Origin of the sequence: Anoxybacillus suryakundensis, from assembly GCF_001418025.1 — a bacterium.
Lineage (GTDB): Bacteria > Bacillota > Bacilli > Bacillales > Anoxybacillaceae > Anoxybacillus > Anoxybacillus tengchongensis.
In genome coordinates, this window is the sequence record NZ_LIOK01000019.1 from 1 (window position 1) to 24,936 (window position 24,936).

A 24,936-nucleotide genomic window follows, 5' to 3' on the forward strand; every position below is an offset into this window, starting at 1 on the left:
CGTCTTTCAACGAAACGTCATGCGACATTTCGTGTTATCCGGTATTAGCACCGATTTCTCGGTGTTATCCCCGTCTACAGGGCAGGTTGCCCACGTGTTACTCACCCGTCCGCCGCTAACCAAATAGAAGCAAGCTTCTATTTGATCCGCTCGACTTGCATGTATTAGGCACGCCGCCAGCGTTCGTCCTGAGCCAGGATCAAACTCTCCATAGAAAAGTTATCCTTAGCTTTCGTACGCTTTTCGCTTCGTTCAGTTTTCAAGGAACATCTCTGCCGCTCTTTGAGCGACTTTTTTAATATATCATTTACTATTTTTCTTGTCAACAACTTTTTTATTTTTTATTTTTACATGTTACCTTTAATACGGACGCTTAGTAATATATCACATTCCATCATCTTTAAGCAAGATGTTTTTTTATTTTTTTAAGAAAAACTGAGTAAGGAAAAATACCTCACTCAGTTTTTCTCAAAATTATTTATGACGCATTTGAGGGAACAACAATACATCGCGGATCGATGGTGAGTTCGTTAACAACATAACAAGACGATCAATACCAATCCCTAATCCGCCTGTTGGTGGCATTCCATATTCTAATGCTTCAATAAAATCTTCGTCCATCTCATGCGCCTCGTCATTTCCTTGTTCTTTTTCTTTCAATTGCGCCTCAAATCGTTCACGTTGATCGATTGGGTCATTTAGTTCTGTAAACGCATTTGCATGTTCACGCGCAACAATAAATAATTCAAATCGATCTGTGAAGCGTGGATCTTCTGGATTTTTCTTCGCTAAAGGCGAAATTTCAACCGGATGACCATAAATAAATGTTGGTTGAATAAGATGTTTTTCTACTTTTTGTTCGAAAAATTCGTTTACGATATGACCAAATGTCATATGTGGGGCTACTTCCACTCCATGTTCTTTCGCTAATTGACGTGCTTCTTCATCACTCATATGCTTCCAAAAATCAACGCCCACATACTCTTTGATCGCATCAACCATATGGAGTCGTTTCCATGATGGTGTTAAATCTACTTCATGCTCTCCGTATTGAATTTTTGTCGTTCCAAGCACTTCTTGGGCAATGTGCGCGATCATATCTTCTGTTAATTTCATAATATCTGTATAATCAGCATATGCCTCATAAAGCTCAAGCATTGTAAACTCTGGATTATGGCGCGTTGAAATACCCTCATTTCGGAACACACGACCAATTTCATATACTTTTTCTAATCCACCAACAATTAAACGTTTTAGGTGTAGCTCAATTGCAATACGCATATACAACGTCATATCTAAAGCGTTGTGATGCGTAATAAATGGACGAGCGGCCGCTCCCCCAGCAATGGAATGCATCATTGGCGTCTCCACTTCTAAATATCCTTTTTGATCTAAATAGCGACGCATCGATTGAATAATTAAACTGCGTGTAATAAATGTTTTTTTACTTTCTGGATTCATAATTAAATCGAGGTAACGTTGGCGATAGCGTTGTTCGATATCTTTAAGCCCGTGATATTTTTCAGGGAGTGGTCGCAACGATTTTGTCAACATTTCATACGAATGTGCCTTAATAGACAATTCCCCTACTTTTGTTTTGAATACGGTTCCTTGGACACCGACAATATCGCCCAAATCTGATGTATCAAAAATTTCATACTGCTCTTCACCAACGTCATCTTTGCGCACATAAATTTGAATTTGTCCTGTTAAATCTTGAATATGCGCAAATCCCGCTTTCCCTTTGCCACGCTTAGTCATAATGCGACCAGCGATAGAAACATGAATTTGCTTTTCTTCCAACTCTTCTTTTGATAAATGACCGTATAACGTAAACAATTCTTCTGCGTGATGCGTACGCTCGAATCGTTTTCCAAATGGATCGATCCCTTTTTCGCGTAACTTATGTAACTTTTCACGACGAACCAACAGCTGATCATTTAATTCTTCATGCGACATAAGAATTCACTCCAATAACCGTTTATTTTTTAAGAAATACTGCCAGCATAAGCTGCTGACAGTATGTTTTACGATTCTATTGCAACATGATGTTCTTTGGATTCAACTTCTTCGACAAAATTCATCAACAACGTCACAAGTTCATCACGCGTCTGGCATTCATTTATCGCATTGCGAACTTTGGCATTTCCACGAATGCCTTTTAAATACCATGCCGCGTGTTTACGCATCTCTTTTACAGCAATGTATTCATTTTTCAAAGCAATTAAACGATCTAAATGCAAAATACACACTTCGATTTTTTCACGCACAGACGGTTCCGGAATGAGCTCACCTGTTTCCAAATAACGAACAGTACGATAAATCATCCATGGATTACCGAGGGCAGCACGCCCAATCATCACTCCATCGACACCTGTTTGTTCTAACATTCGTTTGGCATCTTGAGGAGTCTGCACATCACCGTTACCGATAACAGGAATGTTAACCGCTTCTTTTACTTGTTTAATGACGTTCCAGTCCGCTTTTCCTTCATACATTTGTACGCGCGTTCGTCCATGAACAGCAACTGCTTGTCCACCTGCCCGTTCTACTGCCTGAGCATTTTCGACAGCATAAATATGATTTTCATCCCAACCGATTCGCATTTTTACTGTGACTGGCTTCTCTACTGCATCAACAACGGCTGCTACCATATCGTAAATTTTATTTGGATCTAATAGCCATTTTGCTCCTGCATCACATTTTGTAATTTTCGGTACGGGACACCCCATATTAATATCGATAATATCGGCGTTTGTATGTTGATCTACATATTTAGCTGCTTGTACAAGCGTTTCTTTTTCCCCACCAAAGATTTGTAAGCTTAATGGCTTTTCACGTTCATCGATATAAAGCATACCCATCGTTTTTGGGTTATTAAATAAGATCGCTTTGTCGCTCACCATCTCCGCACAAACAAGTCCAGCACCGAACTCTTTTACAGTTAGACGAAAAGCCGAATTACATACTCCTGCCATCGGTGCAAGCACGACAGGGTTATTGATTTGTACATTCCCAATCTTGAACATTAACCCCCCTCCTTTCCTGAAGGCATAAATAGTTCCGCTACTGCTTCTCGACTCTTCCATATACGAACTCCTTGATCGGATAACTGTTCAACATACGAACGTAAAGGACGTTGAACAGATGGAATAATTAAAGATTCATCTATTTCAAACAACGGGATGAGTACAAACGCCCGTTCAAGCATACGCGGATGTGGAATAATAAGTTGCTCTGTTTCAATATTTTCATGATTATATAGCAAAATGTCAAGGTCTAACGTGCGTGGACCCCAATGCACTTCCCGCTTGCGACCAAACTGTTTTTCAATGTCCATCGCGGCTGCCAACAAAGCAAATGGAGATAACGACGTAACCACCTTGACAACCATATTTAAAAAGCAAGCTTGGTCAACATATCCAACGGGATCTGTTTCATAAATTGAGGATGTCGCTAAAACGGAAATATGTGTATGATCACGTAACGCCATTACCGCTTTGCGCAAATATTCAAAACGGTCACCGATATTCGAACCTAATGCAATATAAGAAATATGTTCCATTTATTAACGTCCTCTCGTAATTTCAACCGCCACATATGCATAGTGACCTTTAATTGGCGGATTTGGTTTCGTTACTTTGACAGTGCACGATGACACCGTTGCATACGTGGATAAAATTTGCTCAGCAATGCGTTCCGCCACAGCCTCAATTAATTTAAATGGCTTTCCTTCAACAATACTTTGACATATGTCGTATATATGTGCATAGTTCACTGTTTTATTTAAATCATCGGTTATGCCTGCTTGTTTTAAATTTGTTTCGATGATGACATCAACATAAAAACGTTGGCCGAGTTTATTTTCCTCTGGGAACACTCCGTGATAACCATAAAATTCCATTTGTTGAACGTAAATTTTATCCCTCATGCTCCACCCCTTTTCCTAGCATCGCATCCATCATTTTAGCCATTCTAGCAATCGGTAAAACATCATGTACCCGAACGATGTGCGCCCCTTTTGCAATACCGAGGCAAACCGTCGCTCCCGTTCCCTCTAATCGATCATATACCGGCAAGTCGAGTACATGCCCGATAAATGATTTTCGCGATGTCCCTAACAAAATGGGATAATGGAGAACTGCAAGTTCATCTAACCGACGCATCACTTCCAAATTATGCTCTACTGTTTTGGCAAACCCGATCCCTGGATCAATAATAATTTGTTCATCTTTCACACCAGCTTGTTTAACTATATGGATACTTTCTTTTAAATCGTTAATCATATCGGAAATGATATCTTTATAGTTCCGATCGTGACGATTGTGCATTAATACAATTGGCACACCGTAATGAACAGCTACTTGAGCCATATTCGAGTCCGCTTTCGCTCCCCAAACATCATTAATTATCGTCGCCCCAGCTTCGATGGCTTGTTTGGCTACTTCCGCCTTATACGTATCAATTGAAATTGGCACATCCACCGCTTTAGCGACTGCTTCTACAATTGGAATGACGCGACGCAACTCCTCTTCAAGTGATACTTTTTCAGCTCCAGGACGAGTCGATTCTCCCCCAATATCAATGATGTGCGCTCCTTCAACTACAAGTTGCTTGGCACGTTCAACAGCTTGCTCTACATGATTATACTTTCCTCCATCAGAAAAAGAGTCGGGGGTAGCATTTAAAATTCCCATGATGATCGTTTGTTTTCTCAAATCAAGTTTATGCTTTCCGCAATAAATAATATCGCTCAATTGACGTACCCATCCTTTCTTTCATACCTTGTCCATAAATGTGTAGTAAAAGAGGCATACGCACGTTGGAGACGACTCGTCATTTCCCCACATTTCCCGGGATATACATCACCATCTAGCCGACAAACGGGCACGATTTCTTGAATGGAATTTGTTAAAAATATTTCATCTGCTTCTTTGAGTTGTTGCAGTGAATAATATCCTTCTTGTACATCGACTCCCCATGAACGCAACAAGTCGATGATAAACAATCGTGTTACACCGTTTAAAATACCTGTTTCTAGCGAAGGAGTGTACACGGTGCCGTCTTTTGCCCAAAAAATGTTCGAGACAATACCTTCTGCTACAAATCCTTCTTTTGTAAGAAAAATACCTTCTACATTTGGTTGATGACCAATTTCTTGTTTACCTAAAATATTGTTTAAATAATGGTGAGACTTTAAACGAATCGGGCCTTCCGGTGTATTCCGTCTCACTTGTAATGTTTTACACACTTTTTCTTCTGAAAACGTCGGAATCGGTTTCATATACATAATAATCGTTGGATCTGTATACGGTTCTACTTGCAGTCCAACGTCTCCGATTCCAGCAGATATATTTAGGCGAACATACGCATCACGATAACCGTTAGCCTTTAACAGTTGAGAAAGAATTGGCAACACATCATTTCGGGTGATGGAAAATGAAATATTTAACATATCAAGCCCATTTTGAATACGTGTCAAATGATCGTCAAGTAAAAACGGATGTCCATCGTATATACGAAACGTTTCAAACACTCCAAGCCCATACATAAACCCGTGATCAAACGGAGAAATGCGTGCATCTTCTTTTTTTACGATTTGTCCGTTTACATAAATAAACATATATCATCACTTTCATCTGTATAATGTAATAAAGTTTTTAAGCATTTCTAACCCATGCTCCGTCATAATTGATTCTGGGTGAAATTGAACCCCTTCAATTGGCAATGTTTTATGACGAATAGCCATAATCTCTCCTTCTTCTGTCCATGCAGAAATTTCAAAGCAATCTGGTAACGTCTCTTTTTTTACAATTAACGAGTGATAACGAGTAGCGACAAACGGATTAGGGATGTGAGTAAAAATCGTTTTTCCGTCATGAAAAATCGATGATGTTTTGCCATGCATTAAGCGTTCAGCGCGGACAACTTCCCCCCCAAACACTTGTGCAATCGACTGATGACCAAGACATACACCAAAAATCGGAATCTTCCCAGCGAAATATTCAATAGCTTCCATGCTAATACCCGCTTCGTTCGGACTGCATGGGCCAGGTGAAATCATTAAAAAATGCGGTTGAAGTTGTTCAATTTGCTCAATCATCACTTCATCATTTCGTTTGACAATTAGCTCTTCTCCTAATTGCCCTAAATATTGAACGAGGTTATACGTAAAGGAATCATAATTATCAATCATTAAAATCATTTGGCTCACCTCATGCTTAATTGTACGTGCTCTTCTTCGCTCAGCTCTTTTGCCTTCCATAAGGCAAATGCTTTCTTTAAACATTCTTTATACTCGTGTTGCGGTTGTGAATCAATGACAATTCCTGCTCCTGCTTGCACATACGCAAGACCGTCTTTCGCGATCATGGTCCGAATCGCAATATTTAACTCCATATCACCATTAAATCCGATCCAACCGATGGAACCTGTATAAATGCCGCGGCGAACAGGTTCAAGCTCCTCGATAATTTCCATCGTTCTCACTTTTGGAGCTCCCGTAATCGTTCCGCCTGGGAAAGTAGCTGATATGACATCGAATGCATCTTTTCCGGCTGCAAGCTGACCAGAAACATGAGAGACGAGGTGCATGACATGGGAATATTTTTCAATGACCATAAACTCATCTACTTTCACCGTTCCGTACGCACATACACGCCCAAGGTCATTCCGTTCTAAATCAACGAGCATTAAATGTTCCGCGCGTTCTTTTTCATTTGCTAATAGTGACTGCGCAATTTGTTCATCTTCTTGAATCGTTTTACCACGTGAACGTGTTCCTGCAATCGGGCGCGTACTTACATACTCACCTTTCTTTTTCACAAGTAGCTCCGGAGAACCGCTTACGATTTGAAATTCAGGGAAATGCATATATGCCATATACGGCGATGGATTTAATGTGCGTAATTTCTCATAAATCGTAAACGGATGTGTGAGTAATCGTTTCGATTGTCGTACAGACAAGTTCACTTGAAAAACATCACCTTGCGCAATATATGACCGCACTTTTTCGACAGCTTTCATAAACTGTTCTTCGCTCATTGAAACTGTTTCTTCTTTTTCGTAGTTCGGAATAAACGGACGTGGAACGTCGGAAACGTCGGTTGTCCATAGTTGCTCGTATCGCTCGAGACGTTCGCTTGCTTGTTGTTCTTCCCCTTCTACATAATGAGTAATGAAATAAAGGGAAGATTCACAATGATCATATACGAACACATCATCAAATACTAAAAAATATAAGTCCGGCATATTCAAGTCATCACATGCAATAGAAGGAAGATTTTCAATATAACGAGCACAATCGTAACTAATGTAGCCAATGGCTCCCCCTTGAAAATCAGGTCCTTCTTCTAACTTGTCTGTTTTCCATTGATTGAACCATTTTTTCAACGATTGCAATATGTTCCCGTCAAATGTTTCGGTACGATGCTTTTGCCATACTGTCAGTTTGTCGTCTTTGCCAATGATCACTGCAAATGGTTGCAAACCGACTATGCTATATCGGCCGTCTCGCCCGCTTTCAAGCAAGACATGATGCAACTGTTGCCGCGATAAATCTTTATATTGCGAAAACCAATCGCGTTGTGCGTATGTGACTTTTTTGATCATTGCTCTTCGCCTTTGCTTGCTCAAAGATGCCACTCCTCTCCATCAGTCCATACGCTTATTGTACAACGAACATATAGAAACAATCACGAAAAAAAATTCGGCAAGAATGTCCTTGCCGAATTACTCCTCAAACTGATACAATGGTGTGCTTAAATAACGTTCACCGTTACTCGGGATAATAGCTAATACTTTCTTTCCTTTTCCTAATTTTTTCGCTACTTGCAATGCGACATGAATGGCTGCGCCTGATGAAATCCCTCCTAAAATACCTTCTTGGCGAGCGGCTAGACGAGCGGCAGCAAATGCTTCTTCTGTCTTTACAGTAACGACTTCATCGTAAATGGATGTATTTAAAATATCAGGAACGAAACCTGCTCCAATTCCTTGAATTTTATGTGGACCTGGCTTTCCACCAGAGAGCACAGGAGAATCGGCTGGTTCAACAGCATAAATTTTAATGTTTGGATACGCTTGACGCAACACTTCTCCAGCCCCTGTAATTGTTCCGCCTGTTCCGATTCCAGCTACAAATGCATCTAGTTGATCACCCATTTGCTCAACGATCTCTTTTCCTGTTGTTAAGCGATGCACTTCTGGGTTTGCTTCATTTTTAAATTGTTGCGGCATAAAATATCCGTGCTCTTGTGCGAGCTGTTCCGCTTTTTGAATCGCTCCACGCATTCCTTCGCTTCCTGGCGTTAAAACAAGTTCTGCCCCGTAAGCACGAAGTAAGTTACGACGCTCTAAACTCATCGTATCAGGCATAACGAAAATGGCTTTATATCCTTTTGCAGCAGCAACCATTGCCAAACCAATTCCCGTATTTCCACTCGTCGGTTCAATAATTGTGTCACCAGGCTGAATTTTTCCTGCTTTCTCGGCTGCTTCAATCATCGCCAACGCAATACGGTCTTTCACGCTGCTTCCTGGATTCATAAACTCCAGCTTTAAGTATACATCTGCACTATCTTCATCAACGATGCGATTTAACTTTACTACCGGTGTTTGACCAATTAACTCTGTAATAGATTGTACTACACGTGCCATCTCATCCACCTCTAATCCCGAGTATTTTTATAGAATTTGTAACCAATTTATCAGTTATTTTCGAAATTGTCAATCATTTATTTTTGTTTTGCTAACTTTTTTAATTCTTCGAGATCTTCAGCTGAAAATGCATATGTTTCATTACAGAAATGACAAGACGCCTCGGCTTTTCCTTCTTCATCAATCATTTGTTGAATTTCTTCCGCCCCTAAGCTAATGATCGCATCAGCTACACGCTCACGCGAGCAACGACAAACGAATGAAACCGGCATTGTTTCAAGAATTTTTACATTTTGCTCGCCGCCAAGCAATGCATATAAAATTTGTTCCGGTGTTAAGCCACTTTCAATCATTTTTGAAATTGGTGGGATGGTAGCTAAATTTTTTTCAATATGTGCAATTGTTTTTTCTTCTGTACCCGGCATGAGTTGTAAAATAAAACCACCAGCCGCTAATATCGTATAATCTGGATTGACTAGTACACCAACCCCAACCGATGATGGCGTTTGTTCAGAGGAAACGAAATAGTATGTAAAATCCTCACCAAGCTCCCCAGATACAAGCGGAACTTGTCCTGTAAAATAGTCACGTAATCCTAAATCTTTTACAACAGTTAACGTTCCATTCGTTCCAACTGCCCGAGCAACATCAAGCTTTCCGTTTGCATTTAATTCAAAATGAACATGCGGATTAGATACATAACCACGTACATGGCCTTTGGCGTTACTATCAACGAGAATGTGTCCAATAGGTCCGCCACCTTCAATTTTAATTGTAATTTGGCTATCTCCTTTTAACATCGCCCCCATCATCACACCTGCTGTCATCGCACGACCAAGTGCTGCAGATGCTGTGGGCCATGTTTGATGTCTTCTCTGCGCCTCCCGTACTGTTTCTGTTGTTCGCACGGCATATGCACGCACTTGACCACCGTATGCTAGCGCTTTTACTAAATAATCTGCCATCGCTGTCACTCACCTTTCTTGTTTCGCTCATATAACAACTGTAATCCTTTTAACGTCAAAAATGGATCGACGATATCAATGACATTCGATTCATGAGCAATTAAAGATGCTAATCCACCTGTCGCAATAACTTTTGGAGGAATGACACTTTTTTCTTTCATTCGCGACACAATTCCTTCCACTTGTCCGACATATCCATATAAAATGCCTGCTTGCATCGCACTGACTGTATTTTTTCCAATAATGTCATCCGGACGGGCAATTTCAATACGCGGAAGTTTAGCGGCTCGAGAATAGAGCGCTTCTGTAGAAATCGTAATCCCTGGCGCAATAGCCCCTCCCATATATTGCTTATGTTCATTAATATAGCAATATGTTGTCGCAGTACCGAAATCGACAATAATGAGCGGCGCACCGTACAAATGAATGCCTGCTACCGCATTAACGATTCGGTCCGCTCCGACTTCTTTCGGGTTGTCGTACTTAATGTTCAACCCCGTTTTAATGCCAGGACCTACAATAAGCGGCTTAATATGAAAATATTTTGTGCACATGCGCTCTAATGCAAACATAATCGGGGGAACAACAGAAGAAATAATAATGCCATCAATGTCAGAAAAGCGCAAGCCGACATCTTGCAATAACATTTTGATCATCATTCCATATTCATCTTCTGTTTTGCTTCGGCTCGTTTCAATGCGCCAATGAAACTTGAGCTCATCCCCATCATATACACCTAATACTGTGTTTGTGTTTCCAACGTCTAATACAAAAATCATCACTCATCCCCACTTTTTCACAATTTGTTCCTTTTTTCATCATATCATAATCGTTTAACCCGACGGTAAAAAAAGATGCCTCTTATAAAAAGAGACACCTTTATTCTTCTTTTTTCGTTTGAATATTTACTTTTACTTCTTCTTGTTTATTGTCATTTCGATTTGGTAACGTACCATGTTCGAACAAATGTTTAATTTGCTCGGCATCAAGTGTTTCCACTTCAAGTAATGTATTGGCAATCAATTCTAATTTGTCACGGTTTTCCGTTAGTAAGCGTCTCGCCTTTTCGTAACATTCTTTAATAATGCGTTGCATCTCAAGATCAATTTCATATGCGATTTGGTCACTATAATTTTGCTCATTATGCAAATCACGACCTAAGAACACTTGACCATGAGACTGACCAAACTGCATTGGTCCAAGCTTATCGCTCATTCCAAACTCTGTAACCATACGGCGAGCAATACTTGTTGCGCGTTGGAAGTCATTATGCGCTCCTGTGCTGACTTCGCCAAATACGATTTCCTCAGCCACCCGTCCGCCAAGAAGCCCTGTAATTTTATCAAGCAACTCTGGTTTCGTCATAAAATAACGATCTTCTTTCGGCAACATGACCGCATATCCACCAGCTTGACCGCGTGGCACAATCGTTACTTTGTGGACCATTTCCGCATCCGCAAGCACCATACCAATGACAGTATGACCCGCTTCATGATAAGCGACAATTTTTCGCTCTTTTTCAGAAATAACGCGACTTTTCTTAGCAGGACCAGCAATGACGCGATCCGTTGCTTCATCAATATCGCTCATATCAATTTTTTTCTTGTTCCGTCGAGCAGCAACGAGTGCAGCCTCATTTAATAAGTTTTCTAAATCAGCACCAGAAAAACCAGGCGTACGCATCGCAATCGCTTTTAAATCGACTGACTCATCGAGTGGCTTATTGCGTGCATGCACGCGAAGGACAGCTTCGCGACCTTTCACATCTGGGCGATCGACCGTAATTTGTCGGTCAAAACGACCTGGGCGTAAAAGGGCAGGGTCTAAAATGTCAGGACGGTTTGTCGCAGCGATAATGATAATTCCTTCGTTTCCACTGAATCCATCCATTTCAACAAGCAATTGGTTTAATGTTTGCTCCCGCTCATCGTGGCCTCCACCTAAACCAGCACCACGTTGACGTCCAACTGCATCAATTTCATCAATAAAAATAATACAAGGAGCGTTTTTCTTCGCTGTTTCAAATAAATCACGTACACGCGAAGCACCGACACCGACAAACATTTCAACAAAATCTGAACCACTGATGGAGAAAAACGGAACACCAGCTTCTCCAGCAACCGCCCTCGCTAGTAACGTTTTTCCCGTTCCAGGCGGTCCGACGAGAAGAACGCCTTTTGGAATGCGAGCCCCGAGTTCGACAAATTTACGAGGATCTTTTAGAAACTCGACAATTTCAACAAGTTCTTGTTTTTCTTCATCCGCACCAGCAACATCTTTAAAGCGAACACGTTTCTTATCTTCGTTATACAGTTTCGCACGGCTTTTGCCAAAATTCATGACCCGACTGCCGCCGCCTTGCGCTTGGTTTAGTAAAAAGAAGAACAAAATAAAAATAATGATAAACGGAATAATGGACGTAAAAAACGTCACCCATCCGCTCGTTTCATCCGCAGGCAACACTTCTACTTTTGCCTGTTTTGCCGCCTCATCAATTCGCTGAAGAACTTGCGGGCTGTTGGCTACGTAAGTTGTAAAAAACTGTCCTTCTGCGTACGTTTTGAGTTGTCCACGAATTTCATAAACTCCTCGCTCTGGCTTCAACGAGACATACTTTACATCACCGTTTTCTAAATGGGTAATGAACGCATCGTACGTCATCCGCTCCGCCCGTTGATTGCCGCCATTCAAAAAGCTAACAACACCAATGACGACAAGAAAAATAAGTAAGTAAAAGATTGTATTACGGAAAATGCGGTTCATCTCCTACCTCCTCCCACACTTAAAACACGCTATAGTCAATAGTATCATAGAAAAACGTTCCAAAACAAACGATGTGCATGAAAAAATTATTTGCTGTACACTTCTGGTTTTAACACACCGATGTACGGAAGATTTCGGTATTTCTCACAATAGTCTAACCCATAACCGACAACGAATTCATCCGGAACGATAAAACCGACATAATCCGCCTCAATATTCGCTTTTCGACCAGACGGTTTATCAAGCAAAGTTACAATTTTAATCGATTTTGCTTTGCGATAACGGAATAAATCGGCTAAATAGCTTAACGTTAAGCCGCTATCAATAATATCTTCAATAATGAGTACGTCGCGCCCTTCAACCGATGTGTTTAAATCTTTTAAAATTTTGACTTCTCCTGATGATACCGTTGCATTTCCATAGCTTGATACATCCATAAAATCAATTTCTAAATATGTATCTACATGCTTAATTAAATCTGCCATAAACGGCATTGCGCCTTTTAGTACGCCAACCGCAAGCGGAAAGCGTCCTTCATATTCTTTCGTCAATAATGCCCCCAACTCTTTTACCTTTTGTTGAATTTGTTCTTCCGTAATTAAAATTTTTTCCATATCTTGATGCATACCCATATTCTTTCCTCCTACATCATTCATTGCTTTTTATAGTGTAATACAATATAGCGATTTTTTGTAATATTTGTTGCTGTATAAGCTGATTTTTTTACACCCGGAATCCATATAATGTTTCCGTTTGCATCTTCGACGATTGGCCATTGTGCCCGCTCGCTCGCTGGAATTTTTTCATCAATAAAAATACGCGATACCTTTTTCGGATGCTCCATTCCTTTTACTTTCATACGATCTCCATCATTTCGCGTTCGTACGCGAAGGGGTAGCCTTAACTGGTCAGCATCAAATACAACATAATTATCGCCTTCAACGAAAGGATAGTGATCAACCAACTGACTGATCAGTTGACATCCATTTGGTAATACGAGCGTATCAGGAACATGAAAAAGAAATTCATATTCATTCGTTTGTTCCTGTTGAAACGTAAATATACACACCTCATATTGACGAATAACTTTTAATCCGTTTGGAAAATGAAGCATACCTGAAGGATGTTGCCGTTTTAAAAATTGTAACGCTTGATTTATATGTATAGAAGATAATGACGATGGGACATTCCCATAAAGATAGTTTAATATTAGTTGAATCCCTCGTCTTTGTAAAGGTTTTGGCATGCTCATAAACGAAAGGATATCTATACGGACACATCCTTCTTTTTGGTCGGCAACATGTTTCAACGTTTCTTTTGTCAATTGTTCTAAAAACGCTTCATCTTCGCTCATCATCTCGCTAAACTGTTGAATATGTTCATGAACCCGACTGTTTTCCTGTTTAAAAAAAGGCAAAACGAAATGACGGAAACGGTTGCGCGTGTAATCATCTTTTTCATTGCTCGGATCTTGGCGAGGATGTAACCCGTTGTTTTGACAATATTGATCGATTCGCTGTCGATCAATACATAAAAAAGGACGAATAATATATCCATTACTAAATGGTCGCTTTACCGGTATGCCTGCATATCCTTTCGTTGTGCTTCCGCGTACTAGTCGCATAAGTACGGTTTCTATTTGATCATCACCGTGATGACCTAAAGCAACGTAATGCGCATGATATTTCGACATCACCTGCTTAAAGAAAGTATATCGACAGTCACGTGCTGCCTCTTGCACACCCTTCCCTGTTTGCTCCATATATGCCGGGACATTCAGTTGTGTTGCCTCACATATAATACTGCGTTGTTCGCAAAAATGTTTCACAAAATGCATATCTTCTTCTGATTGTTTTCCTCGCAACATATGGTCGACATGTGCGACAACAAGTTGAATATCGTAACGCTCCTTCTCGCTCCATAAAAAATGAAGCAATGCTAACGAATCTGGACCTCCCGACACGCCAACAACAACAGTTGTACCACGCTCAAGCAATTGATGCTTTTCGATAAATTCATGCACAACTTCTAGCATACTCTCCCTCTTAGTAACGTCGTTTTTTACAATGGTACCATATCTTATTGCCCACACTCAAAGCGAATGCAAAAAATTAAAGAATTTGAACATACAAATAAACCACATACATAAATAAAAGACAAACAAACAAGAACATCGTCTCTAATAAGCGGAATTTTTTCTTTCCTTTTACGCGCACCGTTCTTCCTTCTCGTTTTTCTTTCTGCTCAGTCGGCTGTTGCATACATTGCAGCAAATCTTTCCTCATTTCATGAGCGCAAGTATACTTCCCATCTAATGCACACCATAATATCTTCTCATATTTTTTTAAATAAGGATGAGAGGAGATCATAAGCTGTAGCTGCTCTCGCCCATTTTCTTTTCTTTCAAATCGTTTGGGATAGCACATATTCATCATAATCATCGCAACTGCAAATAAATCATACGAAGGCTCAGCTTTTCTCGTTCCCATGCCCCAATAACCTCGATCAAAAAACTCTGTAAATTCTTTAATCGCTCGCCCACGAATTGTCGTGCCACCTACATCAATTAATCGTACTTTTGGGACCGCCCCGGAAACAATTAAATTGTCTGGTTTTAAATCACCAAACACCCACCCTTTTTCATGTAATTTATGCAAATCGCCTAGTAGCTGTAATATAATAACGATTATCCATTCTTTCCCACGTTTCTGAATAAAAGTTAACAAATCATCCCCTTCAATATATTCCATTACATAAAATGAATAAATCTTTTTTTCATGTGGATGAAGCCAATCATCTACGTCTAATAAACAAGGCCCGAGGGCAATTCCCTGGACCTCCGAAAATCGTTTTAATACGTTTACCTCTGACATCATGGTCGTTGCTTCGTTACTTATCTTCAGCGCCACAAACGCTCGCCCTTCTTTCGCTAAATAAACAACGCCATTCGCCCCTTTACCGAGCGGTTTTATAATTTCATAGCGACGTTTATGCCACTTCCCTTGTATAACCGTCCCCGTTCGAATGTTACATAGATTGTTCGATGTATACATCGTCATCACCATCACGGGTAAATAAACTTTTTAATGAACGTCTTTTTTGGAATTGTTGTACCGCTTCGCGAATGGCTGGACCGGTTGGCGTAATACCACCAGATGTTAGTTTTGGAAATACACTTGAAATTGACTCCATTTTCGGCGTCCAATCTAAAATGCGATCCACCTCTCCCTTTTTCCCGGGAAATACAAAAACAGAAAATTCATTATTTCCCAAACGAGCATTTAAACTAATAGATAAATCTAATAACGCCTCTTTTACTGTTTGTAACTTTGTCTTCATACTTCCGCTTGTGTCTACTAATATTAAAACTTGTAAGTTAACGGTTTCCCCTAATTCTTCAACAACTTCCATCACTTCCCCTCTTTTTTCTGGCGGAAGCTGATCAATTGAAGCCTGGGAGCCTAAAATTTGTTTCAATTCTTGATTAATAACACCTTGTAACGTCTGTGTCATCGCTTTTCTTGTTACCATCTGTACGGTTTGCGATAATTGTTTAGCATATACGACTTGACTAATTCCACCACCCGATTGAGCAATACCTTCAATTTCACGTAGTCCTTGCTCATCAATAATATCTTGGTCAAGAACCCCGATTACATTAACTGTAATCCCTTGTTCTTTTGCTAATGCCGCCATAGCAATTGGATCCTCACCTTGATTAGAACAACCATCTGTAATTAATAAAATTTGACGCAACGTTCCTTTTCGCATATGTTTATCCCCTCCGAAAAAAGTAGTATACTTCCATCATCGACGCTCAGAGGGGATTTTATACCTTTTATTTCATATATTGATATGCTGGAATGACTGCCCATTTCGGTGTGTTATGTTTAATACGTGCAACAACGATCGTCATATCATCTTCAATTTCCCCACCATTAACACGGATCACTTCTTCTAAAAGCAATTCAGATACTTCTTGCGGATCATTTGTCTTTAATTCTTTAATTTTTCGTTTCATCCATACATCATGGTTCTCAATGTGGGAAACACCGTCAAAAATACCATCGCTCATCATAATGAGCAAATCGCCCGCTTTTAATTGTTCCTCAATCATCTCAAACTCTACCCCAGTAATAATTCCTATCGGCAAATTGCTCGACTCGATTTTCATGACGTTGCTTCCTCGTTTAATAAAGCTTGGCGATGAACCAACTTTTAAAAATTTTGTTGTCGCATTTTGCAAATCAACAATCGCTAAATCTAGCGTTGAAAAAATTTCTTCTGTCGTTCGCAAAGCTAAAATGGAGTTGATAGATTTAATTGCAATTCGTTCTTCAATCCCTGATTGTAAAATTTTTTGTAATAGTTTGAGCGTTTCTTTACTCTCATAATGTGCCCGTTCCCCATTTCCCATCCCATCACTAATAGCTAACGCATATTTTCCACCGCCAATTTCCATCATCGCATAACTGTCACCCGAGATGAAGCCTCCGCCCTTTGCAACATATGCAACACCTGTATCAATGACAAACGCTTTCGAAGAACTAAACGCAACACGACAATCCCCATTTGGATAGACAGAACAATCTTCTTTTTTTACAATGATCGTCTCACCTAAAATGTCAGATAGCATCGGTGCGATAAGCTTTTCGCATTCTCCCCTTCCATCGCAATATGGGATGACCATCTCAATGTCAACACTTCCTTTGTCCAAACTATAAATTTCTACATCGTTCACATCAACACCGAACTGTTGAAGGGCATGCAAAATCTGTTCTTCTTGCACATAATAATTTTCACGCTCTTTTTGAATTTCTTTTGCGAAATCTTCCATCACTTGCGACACACCTAATAACTGTTCCGCAACAAGCCTTCTACTTTCTTTCATTTGTTGCTTTAATTTTTTATTTGCTTTATAAAATGACACGTCTTTCTCAATGATCTGAACAACTTTATTTGCTTTCACACAATGTTTATTCCATTCGCGAAGCAACTTTGCGTTCGTCATTTGATCGTTTTCACTCGTCTCTTGCATAATTTTCTTCATGTAATCATATGTTTTATCAAAGTGGTTGAGCCAACATTGATCTTTCTTAAAACATGTTTGACATGTTTTAGCAGCAACATCGCTTAAGAAATAGTCAATTTCGCGCTCTTCTTCCTCTTCATGCGTAAGTACCCCATATGAAGAAAAACTTTTTGATAGCGCTTGAAACACGTGAGAAAATTGCTCGACTCGCTGAGCGGTAACATCGCGAATTTTCCGTACATATTGTTGTTGCTCATTCGTATGTTCAACCGTTCCTGGCACATATTTCGCCATCTTGCTCGTTAAAGATTGTGGAGTCATAAGAAACAGCAAAACGGCAAATAGAGACTCTACGATATTCGGGACAATGTCCGCCATTCCTTGACTGTAGAGAGTGATTAACAATGTTGCAACGATGAGGCCAAACGAAACACCTAACTTTCTCCCTTCTTTCAAAAGACCACCGAGCAACCCAGCAAACGCAAGCAAGCTCATTTGGTACAAATTCGATACATTCGCTAAACTTAAAATGAGGCCTGTAACGACACCAACAGTTGAGCCAACGGTCGCACCAGCGACAAAAGCAAATAACAACAATAAATATCGCGACGCAACATGTTCTAACGAAAGGGCATAAACCGACCAACCCACCATTCCGGTCAACATCGAAGAAATGAGGATGACAAAAGAAATAACTTCTTCTGGTTTTAACGTTTGTTTATACTTTTGATGATCAAACAACGGGACACATTGCAAAAAAATAAGCGTTAAAATAGAGGCAAGACCTGCTTCAATAAACATCGTCATTCCTTCGTATAGCGTCCATTCATGATCCCAGACGTAAATCATACCCATTTTCGCGAAAATGGAGGAAAAAAATACGACAACAGGCAATCTTTTCGGCAGAGCATCAATCCAGAAAAACAGCCGATAAAAGATAAGAAACATCACGATTGAAGCAACGATAAATAAAGAAGTGTAAAAAGAAACGGTCAACGATCCTGCAAATAAAGCGATAAACACAAATCCCAACTTATCGCGTCGAAGTAAATAAACTGCTGCAAAAAAAGGCAAAGCAAACGGTGTCATCTTTGTTAAAATGAGAGCTCGTCCAAGTAAAAAACCGATAACTAAAAATAAAAAGCCTTGTTGAAATAATAAATGACTTAAACGAACTGTAAACCTTTGAAACCATTGCGACAACGTTGTTCTCGTTCCACTTAAAGGTACTTCCGCCATTTGATTGACTAACTTCCGCTCTAATCTCTCCATGTTCATCCTCTCCCCTTTTCCATATATCTGTTTATTACTTGATATTATACAGACTGAATTATCAAAATTTTGTCAAAAAAAGAAGATGAATCATATAAATTTTTCGACGGAATATCACAAAAAATGGCTTATATAAACAAAAAGCACCAATTTCATGACGAAATTGGTGCTTTTATGACCCGTACGGGATTCGAACCCGTGTTACCGCCGTGAAAGGGCGGTGTCTTAACCACTTGACCAACGGGCCGCTTATGCAATTTGGTAGCGGCGGAGGGAATCGAACCCCCGACCTTACGGGTATGAACCGTACGCTCTAGCCAGCTGAGCTACGCCGCCACGCAACGACACTTGTAATGTTACTATGTTCCTTCGATAAAGTCAATAGTTTTTTCATAAAAAGCAAACGAAAAAGCATCCACTGACGAAATGGATGCTTGTATAAACTGCCTCATGTCCCATTCGGCAGCAAGTTAACCACGTCGAGCACCACGTCCTCCTCGTTTTGATTCGGTATGGCGTTTAAGGGATGCTAAACGATCTTCACTTTCTTTTAAGAAACGGCTAATTTTCTGCTCAAAGCTTTCTTTTGAAGCGCGATCGTTTCCTTTATTGCGCGGACGTGAAGCTTGTTCCTTTGCCTTTTTGATCGATAAGCCAATTTTTCCATCCTTCTCAACATTAATGACACGAACTTCGACAACATCGCCTACTTTAAGATGTTCATTGATGTCTTTTACGTAGCTGTCGGCTACTTCACTAATGTGTACTAAGCCTGTCGCGCCTTCTGGTAACTCAACAAACGCTCCAAATTTTGTAATGCCCGTTACTTTTCCCTGTAACTTGCTGCCTACTTCAATTGACATAAAAAAAGTGCTCCTCCTTAAAATCTGAAAAATCGTTTCTTTCATTATACATAATGAAAAAAACAAGTGTCAATAAGCCTTCTGCCTATCTTACTTACTCCTCAGGAGTAATAAAAATGATTTCTCCTTCTTTCGACAAAAAATATTGTTTTCGAGCCAATTCGGCAATATATTTATCATCATTTAATTTTTCGACTTCTTCTTTCAATCTTTTTTCATCTTGTTGCAGCGTGCGTAACTTTTCTTCTAACTGTTCTTTCGTTTTCAGTTGTTCATCAATTGCAGAAGATTGTACCATCATCGTATATAAAAATAGCGAAGAAGCGGCTAACGCCACCGTTGCCACAATACTAAAACGCACCATCTTCTTTTTACGACGTCGCGCCTTCTTATGTTCTTGTTTTTCTTGTTGAATGACATACGACGTTTGTATTTTCTTCACTTTACTTCTCTGTGGGGCGCCCATATTTTCACCGCTCCTTCTTTCATTACCCTTTTTTTCTAAATGTATTCGCTACTTTCAATAAAAACCCTTTTCCCATATGAAAGAAACGACCTACAGCTGCTTGAAAGCGAAAAGGAGTTCTTTTCCAAATGAAACGTCCGATCCATATAAATGGTCGCAATAAAAATTGTATACATCCATAGATTACTTTATATAAAATTTTACCAACTGACAAAACAACATGACAAGTAGTGATGAATAAAAAAATACAAAAACGGTAAAGAAGTCGGAGCGGAAGGATGATGATATAATAAAACATTCGGACGATTAGACGATATAACGTTACAAAAATGTGAATAATTTTTTGCAACAAACGAACGTACATACGTTGGAATAAAGCTTGATAAGTAGCATATCCACATAATATGGAAAAAAAAATGTACAAGCGAACTTGCCCATTGTTAATGACTAATAATGTGTAAAATACATATAACGCTTGCACGACCCAAAAAAGAATGTCTGCAATCCATACGATGAACCGATGACGCTCGGAACGATTGAATATGTGCGCGTATGTGTCAAAGCATGCCCCAATGATCATTCCGGTTCCGATCATCGCAAGCAAAGTTGTAAACTGCATATGCAAACTCATTTAAACAACTTGCTAAAGAATCCTTTAGCTTTCTCCGCATGATGCTCGTCTAAATAAATGATTTCAAAAATTTTACCTTTAATTGAGACAATTCCTTTGTCTACATCTAAGTTTTTCATTTGCAAATTTTGCCCTTTCACAGACAAAAAACCCATTACCGTTTCTAGTAAAAATTCTTCGTTATCGAAACTTTCTACTTGTTTTACACCGGTAATTTCTAACGTGCGCCGACTGCGCATGATAATGTCGTGTTCTTGAATCGGCCCTTTACTTCCCATGTTTTGAGTCATCAACGTCTCCCCCTCACAACGATCGTTTGTACAAGTGTATGAGGGGGAGAAATAGTTTAGAACAAGCTATTGTACTCGCTCTTCTTTTACAATTTCATATAGCGCACTCGCATCTTCTTTTTTGGCATGTTCTTGCAATTCAACCACTTTCACTGTCACATGTTTTTGGCCAAATTGAATCATAATTTCATCGCCTATTTTTACTGTTGAACTTGCTTTCGCTTGCTGACCGTTAATAAATACACGCCCTTGATCAGCGACTTCTTTTGCTAATGTTCTCCTTTTAATGAGCCGAGAAACTTTCAAAAACTTATCGAGTCGCATATTACAGCCCCTCCCTTTTCGCTTCTTCCCATATTTCATCTAATTGGTCTAACGAATATGTATTCCATTCTTTTCCTAACTGTTTCATTTTCTTTTCTATATATTGAAAGCGACGATAAAATTTTTCGTTCGCCATCGCTAACGCTTCTTCAGGATTTACTTTATAATATCGGCATACATTGATCAACGCAAATAGTAAATCCCCGAATTCTACTTTTAGTCTTTGTTCATCCATGTGATGAGCTTCTTGCTTTACTTCATTCATTTCTTCTTCCACTTTCAGCCACATCGACTCTACTTCCGACCAGTCAAACCCAACTGTTGCGGCTCTTTTTTGATATTCATATGCGCGCAACGTACCTGGTAACGCCTTGGCAACATCGTCAAGCAATGAATGGAATATATGTTCCTTTTCTGCTTGCTTAATTGCTTCCCAGTTACGTACGACCTGTTCCGCATGCTCGACATGAACATCTCCAAATACATGCGGATGACGGCGAATCATTTTTTCTGTAATAGATCGGATGACATCATCAATCGAAAACATTCCTTCATCTTCGCCAATTTGGGCATGAAGCATAACTTGCAATAATACATCGCCAAGCTCTTCAATCATATTTTCATCATCTTGCCGATCAATCGCATCAAGAAGCTCATACGTTTCCTCAAGCAAATACTTTTTCAGCGATTCGTGCGTCTGTTTCCGATCCCAAGGGCAACCGTTAGGCCCACGCAACGTCGCGATCACACGTCTTAACGTAGTAAAATCATGATATAACAACTCATCATCATCTACTTTTGGCACATAAACACTCGTTAAATTGCTTACGGTTATAACCCGATCTAGTTCGTATAGTGGCACTTTTTCGATGCGTTCTTGCTTGCTTCCTGCCGCATAAATAATAAAAACCGGATAATCGTGTGGTAATTTCTCTAATAAGGCTAATTTTACATCAGAAGCAATAAATGAATCATATACTTGGCAAAAAATGATATGATTTCTTAATTGAATTTCGTCCGGTTGAAACGAAGTAGCATCAATGAATTGAAACCCTTCAATCGGATCGAGACGAACAGCGGTAAATAACGCATCAAGAAAACTTTGTCCACCCTCTACACGAACAGAAATATGATCTTGTTTTTCAAGCAATAGCTTTACTGTGCGCTCAGCAACAAGCGGATGTCCTGGAACAGCGTATACAACATCCCCTTTTTTCACTTCTTCACATAAATATTCCACAATATGTTCGTATACTTGTTCAAACTGATCATATTTTTCATACATCTCGTCAAACGATTGAACGTGTATTCCTTCCTCCTCTAGTTGTGCGACAACAGGATGATCTTTTGTTCGTAAAAAGATGCGATTCGCCTGCTTTAGTGTACGGTACACCCCGAAAGACAACTGGTCTATATCTCCTGCCCCAAGACCGACGATTGTAATTGTACCCATGACTATCCAGCCTTTCTTTGTTTCATATTTATTAAATAACGCCCAAACGGAAAAGCTAATAAGTCGTTTTCCGCAAAAACTTCTTTTTTAACGATCATTATAATATAAACAAACGCCCCGATAAAAACGCCAATGACCGCTTGAAATGACGAAAATAAGCGCCCTTGATAAACTGGCAACTCGTTCGTCAATATGATATATCCAGCTAAAACTATTGCCATCATCATTGCAGCCTTTATCGTTTGAATGATTATAGAACGCGAAAGCAGAGGACGAGACATTCGCTTTTGTACATAAAAAAAGGCGATGGCGCACATGACAACATATGCAATAAATGTCGCTACAGCTGCTCCGATTGTATGCCATAAAGGAACGAACACGACATTTAGCAACCATTTTGCTATCATGCCGATACAAACGACGAAAAGCGGGCGAAATACATCTCCAAGTCCCTGCAAAATAGCAATAAACGTTAATGTTAAAGAAGTAAAAAGAATAGAAATAGATAAAATCGTCAGTTCGATTGCACCAACATGATCTTTAAACAACATCATATTCGCTTGTTTTAATATACAAACTAAACCAACTGCAGCCCCCATTCCGATGACAAACGCCAAGCGAACAGCCGTATATATTGCATGACGTTCCTTTTGTTCGCTCGATAACATCGGCACAAGCGCTAATGAAAAAGATGTGGCCGCTACAGTCCCAAGTTGAATAAATGGTTGACCGCGATCATAAATCCCCTTCGCCGTTTTAGCTAGCTCATGCAAGCCGGCTTGTTGTAATAAAGGTAAAAGGGAAAATGAATCGACGAGCTGAATCAAAATAAGTACCATATTTGCTAAACAAATCGTCACTCCGTGAACGGCTAAAAATAAAAGAACTTTTCTTTTTTCTTTTCTTGGAAGCCATAGCCGGGTATGAACATTCATTCGCTTTCGCAACATATATGCAACGAGTACAACGAGGGCAGCAAAACTCCCCATAAGTGAACCAACCATCGCCCCAGCCCCTGCTTCATAAACGGTAAATCCACGATGAAGCAAAAGGGAAGAAAGGAATAAAATAAAAAACACACGTACGAATTGTTCCACTACTTGTGAAACAGCTGTCGGAACCATCTCCCCTACCCCTTGAAAATATCCTCGAGAAACAGAAGTAAACGGGAGAAATAAAAAGGCAAATGAAATGGCTCGAATGAGCGAAGCTAATTGGTGATCCCCCATGACCATCGCTAGCGATGAAGCCCCAAAATAAAGAATAGAAAACATAATAACGCTCATACATGATAAAAAATAAAAAGAAAGCCGGACGACAGCAAACGTATATGTTGATTGTTTATTTTCAGCAATAAGTTTTGAAATCGCAACTGGATAACCATACGTTGACAAGGCGATAAAAATGCCATAAAAGGGGTAAACTTGTTGATAAATATAAAATCCAATATCGCCTACAATATTTTGATACGGAATTCGGTAAAAAGCACTTAATATTTTTGTAAATAAGGCAGCGACCGTCAACACAAGTGCACCGCGCAACCAATCCCTTTTTTCCATATACTTCACCTTTTTTCGATTACATATAATTATACATCAAAAAAAGGTAGCGAGATGCTACCTTTATTGTTCCATTTGCCGAGCAAGGAAACTCGCCGCAGTTTCTGCTGCTTTATGCTCTACTTCACCAAGCGTCTTATCTTTCGAGAAAATAATGACTGCTCCGATTGGATCTCCTCCAGCAATAATTGGTGCAACCACGTATGATTTCATATGTTCCTCATGACCTTGGGCAAATGATACACTTTTTTCTTCTGTATGCAAAATAGACTGACGATCTTCCATCACTTTCTCAACAAGCTCACTTACGCTTCTATTTAAATACTCCTTTTTCGATCCGCCTGCTACGGCAATAAATACATCGCGATCACAAATAAGAACAGGTTGTCCTAAACTGTCAAAAAGAGCCTCAGCGTACTCTTTTGCAAAATCACCTAGCTCACTAATCGGCGAATACTTTTTCAAAATGACCTCGCCATCTCGGTCAACAAATATTTCAAGCGGGTCTCCTTCACGGATGCGAAGTGTTCTGCGAATTTCTTTCGGAATTACAACTCGTCCTAAATCATCGATTCGTCGAACAATACCTGTTGCTTTCATCTATCGATGCCTCGCTTTCATCTAGTGATTAAAAATGGCACTGGTGAAGCAGTTGAATAA

At 39.7% G+C, this 24,936-nt stretch carries 24 protein-coding genes, 2 tRNA genes, 1 rRNA gene and 1 pseudogene; all 28 read right to left on the bottom strand.

Annotated elements, in window-relative coordinates:
- Window positions 1-215: ribosomal RNA gene (locus tag ASC42_RS11355) — 16S ribosomal RNA — on the bottom strand; the annotation flags it as partial.
- Window positions 216-474: 259 nt separating this feature from the next.
- Window positions 475-1,959, bottom strand: a complete 1,485-nt coding sequence (lysS, locus tag ASC42_RS11360) for a lysine--tRNA ligase (protein WP_055441852.1) — start codon at window positions 1,957-1,959, stop codon at window positions 475-477.
- A 68-nt stretch (window positions 1,960-2,027) separates the two neighbouring features.
- Complete coding sequence (gene dusB / locus ASC42_RS11365) at window positions 2,028-3,029, bottom strand: tRNA dihydrouridine synthase DusB (RefSeq protein ID WP_032101683.1); 1,002 nt, start codon at window positions 3,027-3,029, stop codon at window positions 2,028-2,030.
- Window positions 3,029-3,565, bottom strand: a complete 537-nt coding sequence (gene folK / locus ASC42_RS11370; protein WP_055441853.1) for a 2-amino-4-hydroxy-6-hydroxymethyldihydropteridine diphosphokinase — start codon at window positions 3,563-3,565, stop codon at window positions 3,029-3,031. The genes dusB and folK overlap by 1 nt, the downstream gene beginning before the upstream one ends.
- 3 nt (window positions 3,566-3,568) lie before the next feature.
- Complete coding sequence (gene folB / locus ASC42_RS11375) at window positions 3,569-3,931, bottom strand: dihydroneopterin aldolase (RefSeq protein ID WP_055441854.1); 363 nt, start codon at window positions 3,929-3,931, stop codon at window positions 3,569-3,571.
- Window positions 3,921-4,697: a dihydropteroate synthase gene (gene folP, locus ASC42_RS11380; RefSeq protein ID WP_245191203.1), complete on the bottom strand. Its 777-nt coding sequence runs from the start codon at window positions 4,695-4,697 to the stop codon at window positions 3,921-3,923. Before folP ends, folB begins: the two co-directional genes overlap by 11 nt.
- Before the next feature lie 56 nt (window positions 4,698-4,753).
- Window positions 4,754-5,623: an aminodeoxychorismate lyase gene (gene pabC, locus ASC42_RS11385; RefSeq protein WP_055441856.1), complete on the bottom strand. Its 870-nt coding sequence runs from the start codon at window positions 5,621-5,623 to the stop codon at window positions 4,754-4,756.
- A 12-nt stretch (window positions 5,624-5,635) separates the two neighbouring features.
- Window positions 5,636-6,205 carry an aminodeoxychorismate/anthranilate synthase component II gene (gene pabA / locus ASC42_RS11390; RefSeq protein ID WP_055441857.1) on the bottom strand — a complete coding sequence of 190 codons (570 nt, stop codon included), beginning with the start codon at window positions 6,203-6,205 and terminating at the stop codon, window positions 5,636-5,638.
- Window positions 6,206-6,210: 5 nt separating this feature from the next.
- Window positions 6,211-7,611, bottom strand: a complete 1,401-nt coding sequence (gene trpE, locus ASC42_RS11395) for an anthranilate synthase component I (protein WP_055441858.1) — start codon at window positions 7,609-7,611, stop codon at window positions 6,211-6,213.
- Window positions 7,612-7,731: 120 nt separating this feature from the next.
- A complete protein-coding gene (cysK, locus tag ASC42_RS11400) occupies window positions 7,732-8,658 on the bottom strand; it encodes a cysteine synthase A (protein WP_055441859.1) in 927 nt (308 codons plus the stop codon).
- A 77-nt stretch (window positions 8,659-8,735) separates the two neighbouring features.
- Window positions 8,736-9,623 carry an Hsp33 family molecular chaperone HslO gene (gene hslO, locus ASC42_RS11405; RefSeq protein WP_055441860.1) on the bottom strand — a complete coding sequence of 296 codons (888 nt, stop codon included), beginning with the start codon at window positions 9,621-9,623 and terminating at the stop codon, window positions 8,736-8,738.
- A gap of 5 nt (window positions 9,624-9,628) precedes the next feature.
- Complete coding sequence (locus ASC42_RS11410) at window positions 9,629-10,402, bottom strand: type III pantothenate kinase (protein ID WP_032101691.1); 774 nt, start codon at window positions 10,400-10,402, stop codon at window positions 9,629-9,631.
- Window positions 10,403-10,502: 100 nt separating this feature from the next.
- The gene (ftsH, locus tag ASC42_RS11415) at window positions 10,503-12,386 is read right to left on the bottom strand and encodes an ATP-dependent zinc metalloprotease FtsH (RefSeq protein ID WP_055441861.1); all 1,884 of its coding nucleotides are present in this window, start codon (window positions 12,384-12,386) and stop codon (window positions 10,503-10,505) included.
- 86 nt (window positions 12,387-12,472) lie between these two features.
- Window positions 12,473-13,018, bottom strand: a complete 546-nt coding sequence (hpt, locus tag ASC42_RS11420) for a hypoxanthine phosphoribosyltransferase (protein WP_032101693.1) — start codon at window positions 13,016-13,018, stop codon at window positions 12,473-12,475.
- 20 nt (window positions 13,019-13,038) lie between these two features.
- Window positions 13,039-14,421, bottom strand: coding sequence for a tRNA lysidine(34) synthetase TilS (gene tilS / locus ASC42_RS11425; protein WP_055441862.1), 1,383 nt, complete (start codon window positions 14,419-14,421; stop codon window positions 13,039-13,041).
- Between the two features lie 76 nt (window positions 14,422-14,497).
- Complete coding sequence (locus tag ASC42_RS11430) at window positions 14,498-15,451, bottom strand: serine/threonine protein kinase (protein ID WP_082435728.1); 954 nt, start codon at window positions 15,449-15,451, stop codon at window positions 14,498-14,500.
- A pseudogene (locus ASC42_RS11435) lies at window positions 15,414-16,169 on the bottom strand (vWA domain-containing protein); the annotation flags it as partial. The pseudogene ASC42_RS11435 and the gene ASC42_RS11430, both read right to left, overlap by 38 nt.
- Before the next feature lie 55 nt (window positions 16,170-16,224).
- A complete protein-coding gene (gene spoIIE / locus ASC42_RS11440; protein ID WP_055441888.1) occupies window positions 16,225-18,690 on the bottom strand; it encodes a stage II sporulation protein E in 2,466 nt (821 codons plus the stop codon).
- A 175-nt stretch (window positions 18,691-18,865) separates the two neighbouring features.
- A tRNA-Glu gene (locus tag ASC42_RS11445) sits at window positions 18,866-18,937 on the bottom strand.
- Between the two features lie 12 nt (window positions 18,938-18,949).
- Window positions 18,950-19,026 (bottom strand) — tRNA-Met (locus ASC42_RS11450).
- A 134-nt stretch (window positions 19,027-19,160) separates the two neighbouring features.
- A complete protein-coding gene (locus ASC42_RS11455) occupies window positions 19,161-19,553 on the bottom strand; it encodes a S1 domain-containing RNA-binding protein (RefSeq protein ID WP_006323664.1) in 393 nt (130 codons plus the stop codon).
- Between the two features lie 94 nt (window positions 19,554-19,647).
- Window positions 19,648-20,019, bottom strand: coding sequence for an FtsB family cell division protein (locus ASC42_RS11460; RefSeq protein ID WP_055441864.1), 372 nt, complete (start codon window positions 20,017-20,019; stop codon window positions 19,648-19,650).
- A 22-nt stretch (window positions 20,020-20,041) separates the two neighbouring features.
- Window positions 20,042-20,638 carry a spore cortex biosynthesis protein YabQ gene (gene yabQ, locus ASC42_RS11465; protein WP_245191202.1) on the bottom strand — a complete coding sequence of 199 codons (597 nt, stop codon included), beginning with the start codon at window positions 20,636-20,638 and terminating at the stop codon, window positions 20,042-20,044.
- A gap of 8 nt (window positions 20,639-20,646) precedes the next feature.
- Entirely contained in the window at window positions 20,647-20,940 is a 294-nt protein-coding gene (gene yabP, locus ASC42_RS11470) for a sporulation protein YabP (RefSeq protein ID WP_055441866.1), read from the bottom strand.
- 66 nt (window positions 20,941-21,006) lie between these two features.
- Window positions 21,007-21,264 (bottom strand): RNA-binding S4 domain-containing protein, encoded by a 258-nt coding sequence (locus ASC42_RS11475; protein WP_032101700.1) that lies wholly within the window; start codon window positions 21,262-21,264, stop codon window positions 21,007-21,009.
- A gap of 1 nt (window position 21,265) precedes the next feature.
- Complete coding sequence (gene yabN / locus ASC42_RS11480; RefSeq protein ID WP_055441867.1) at window positions 21,266-22,717, bottom strand: bifunctional methyltransferase/pyrophosphohydrolase YabN; 1,452 nt, start codon at window positions 22,715-22,717, stop codon at window positions 21,266-21,268.
- A gap of 2 nt (window positions 22,718-22,719) precedes the next feature.
- The gene (locus tag ASC42_RS11485; protein WP_055441868.1) at window positions 22,720-24,276 is read right to left on the bottom strand and encodes a putative polysaccharide biosynthesis protein; all 1,557 of its coding nucleotides are present in this window, start codon (window positions 24,274-24,276) and stop codon (window positions 22,720-22,722) included.
- Window positions 24,277-24,339: 63 nt separating this feature from the next.
- The gene (gene spoVT / locus ASC42_RS11490) at window positions 24,340-24,876 is read right to left on the bottom strand and encodes a stage V sporulation protein T (protein ID WP_032101702.1); all 537 of its coding nucleotides are present in this window, start codon (window positions 24,874-24,876) and stop codon (window positions 24,340-24,342) included.
- Window positions 24,877-24,936: the final 60 nt, after the last annotated feature.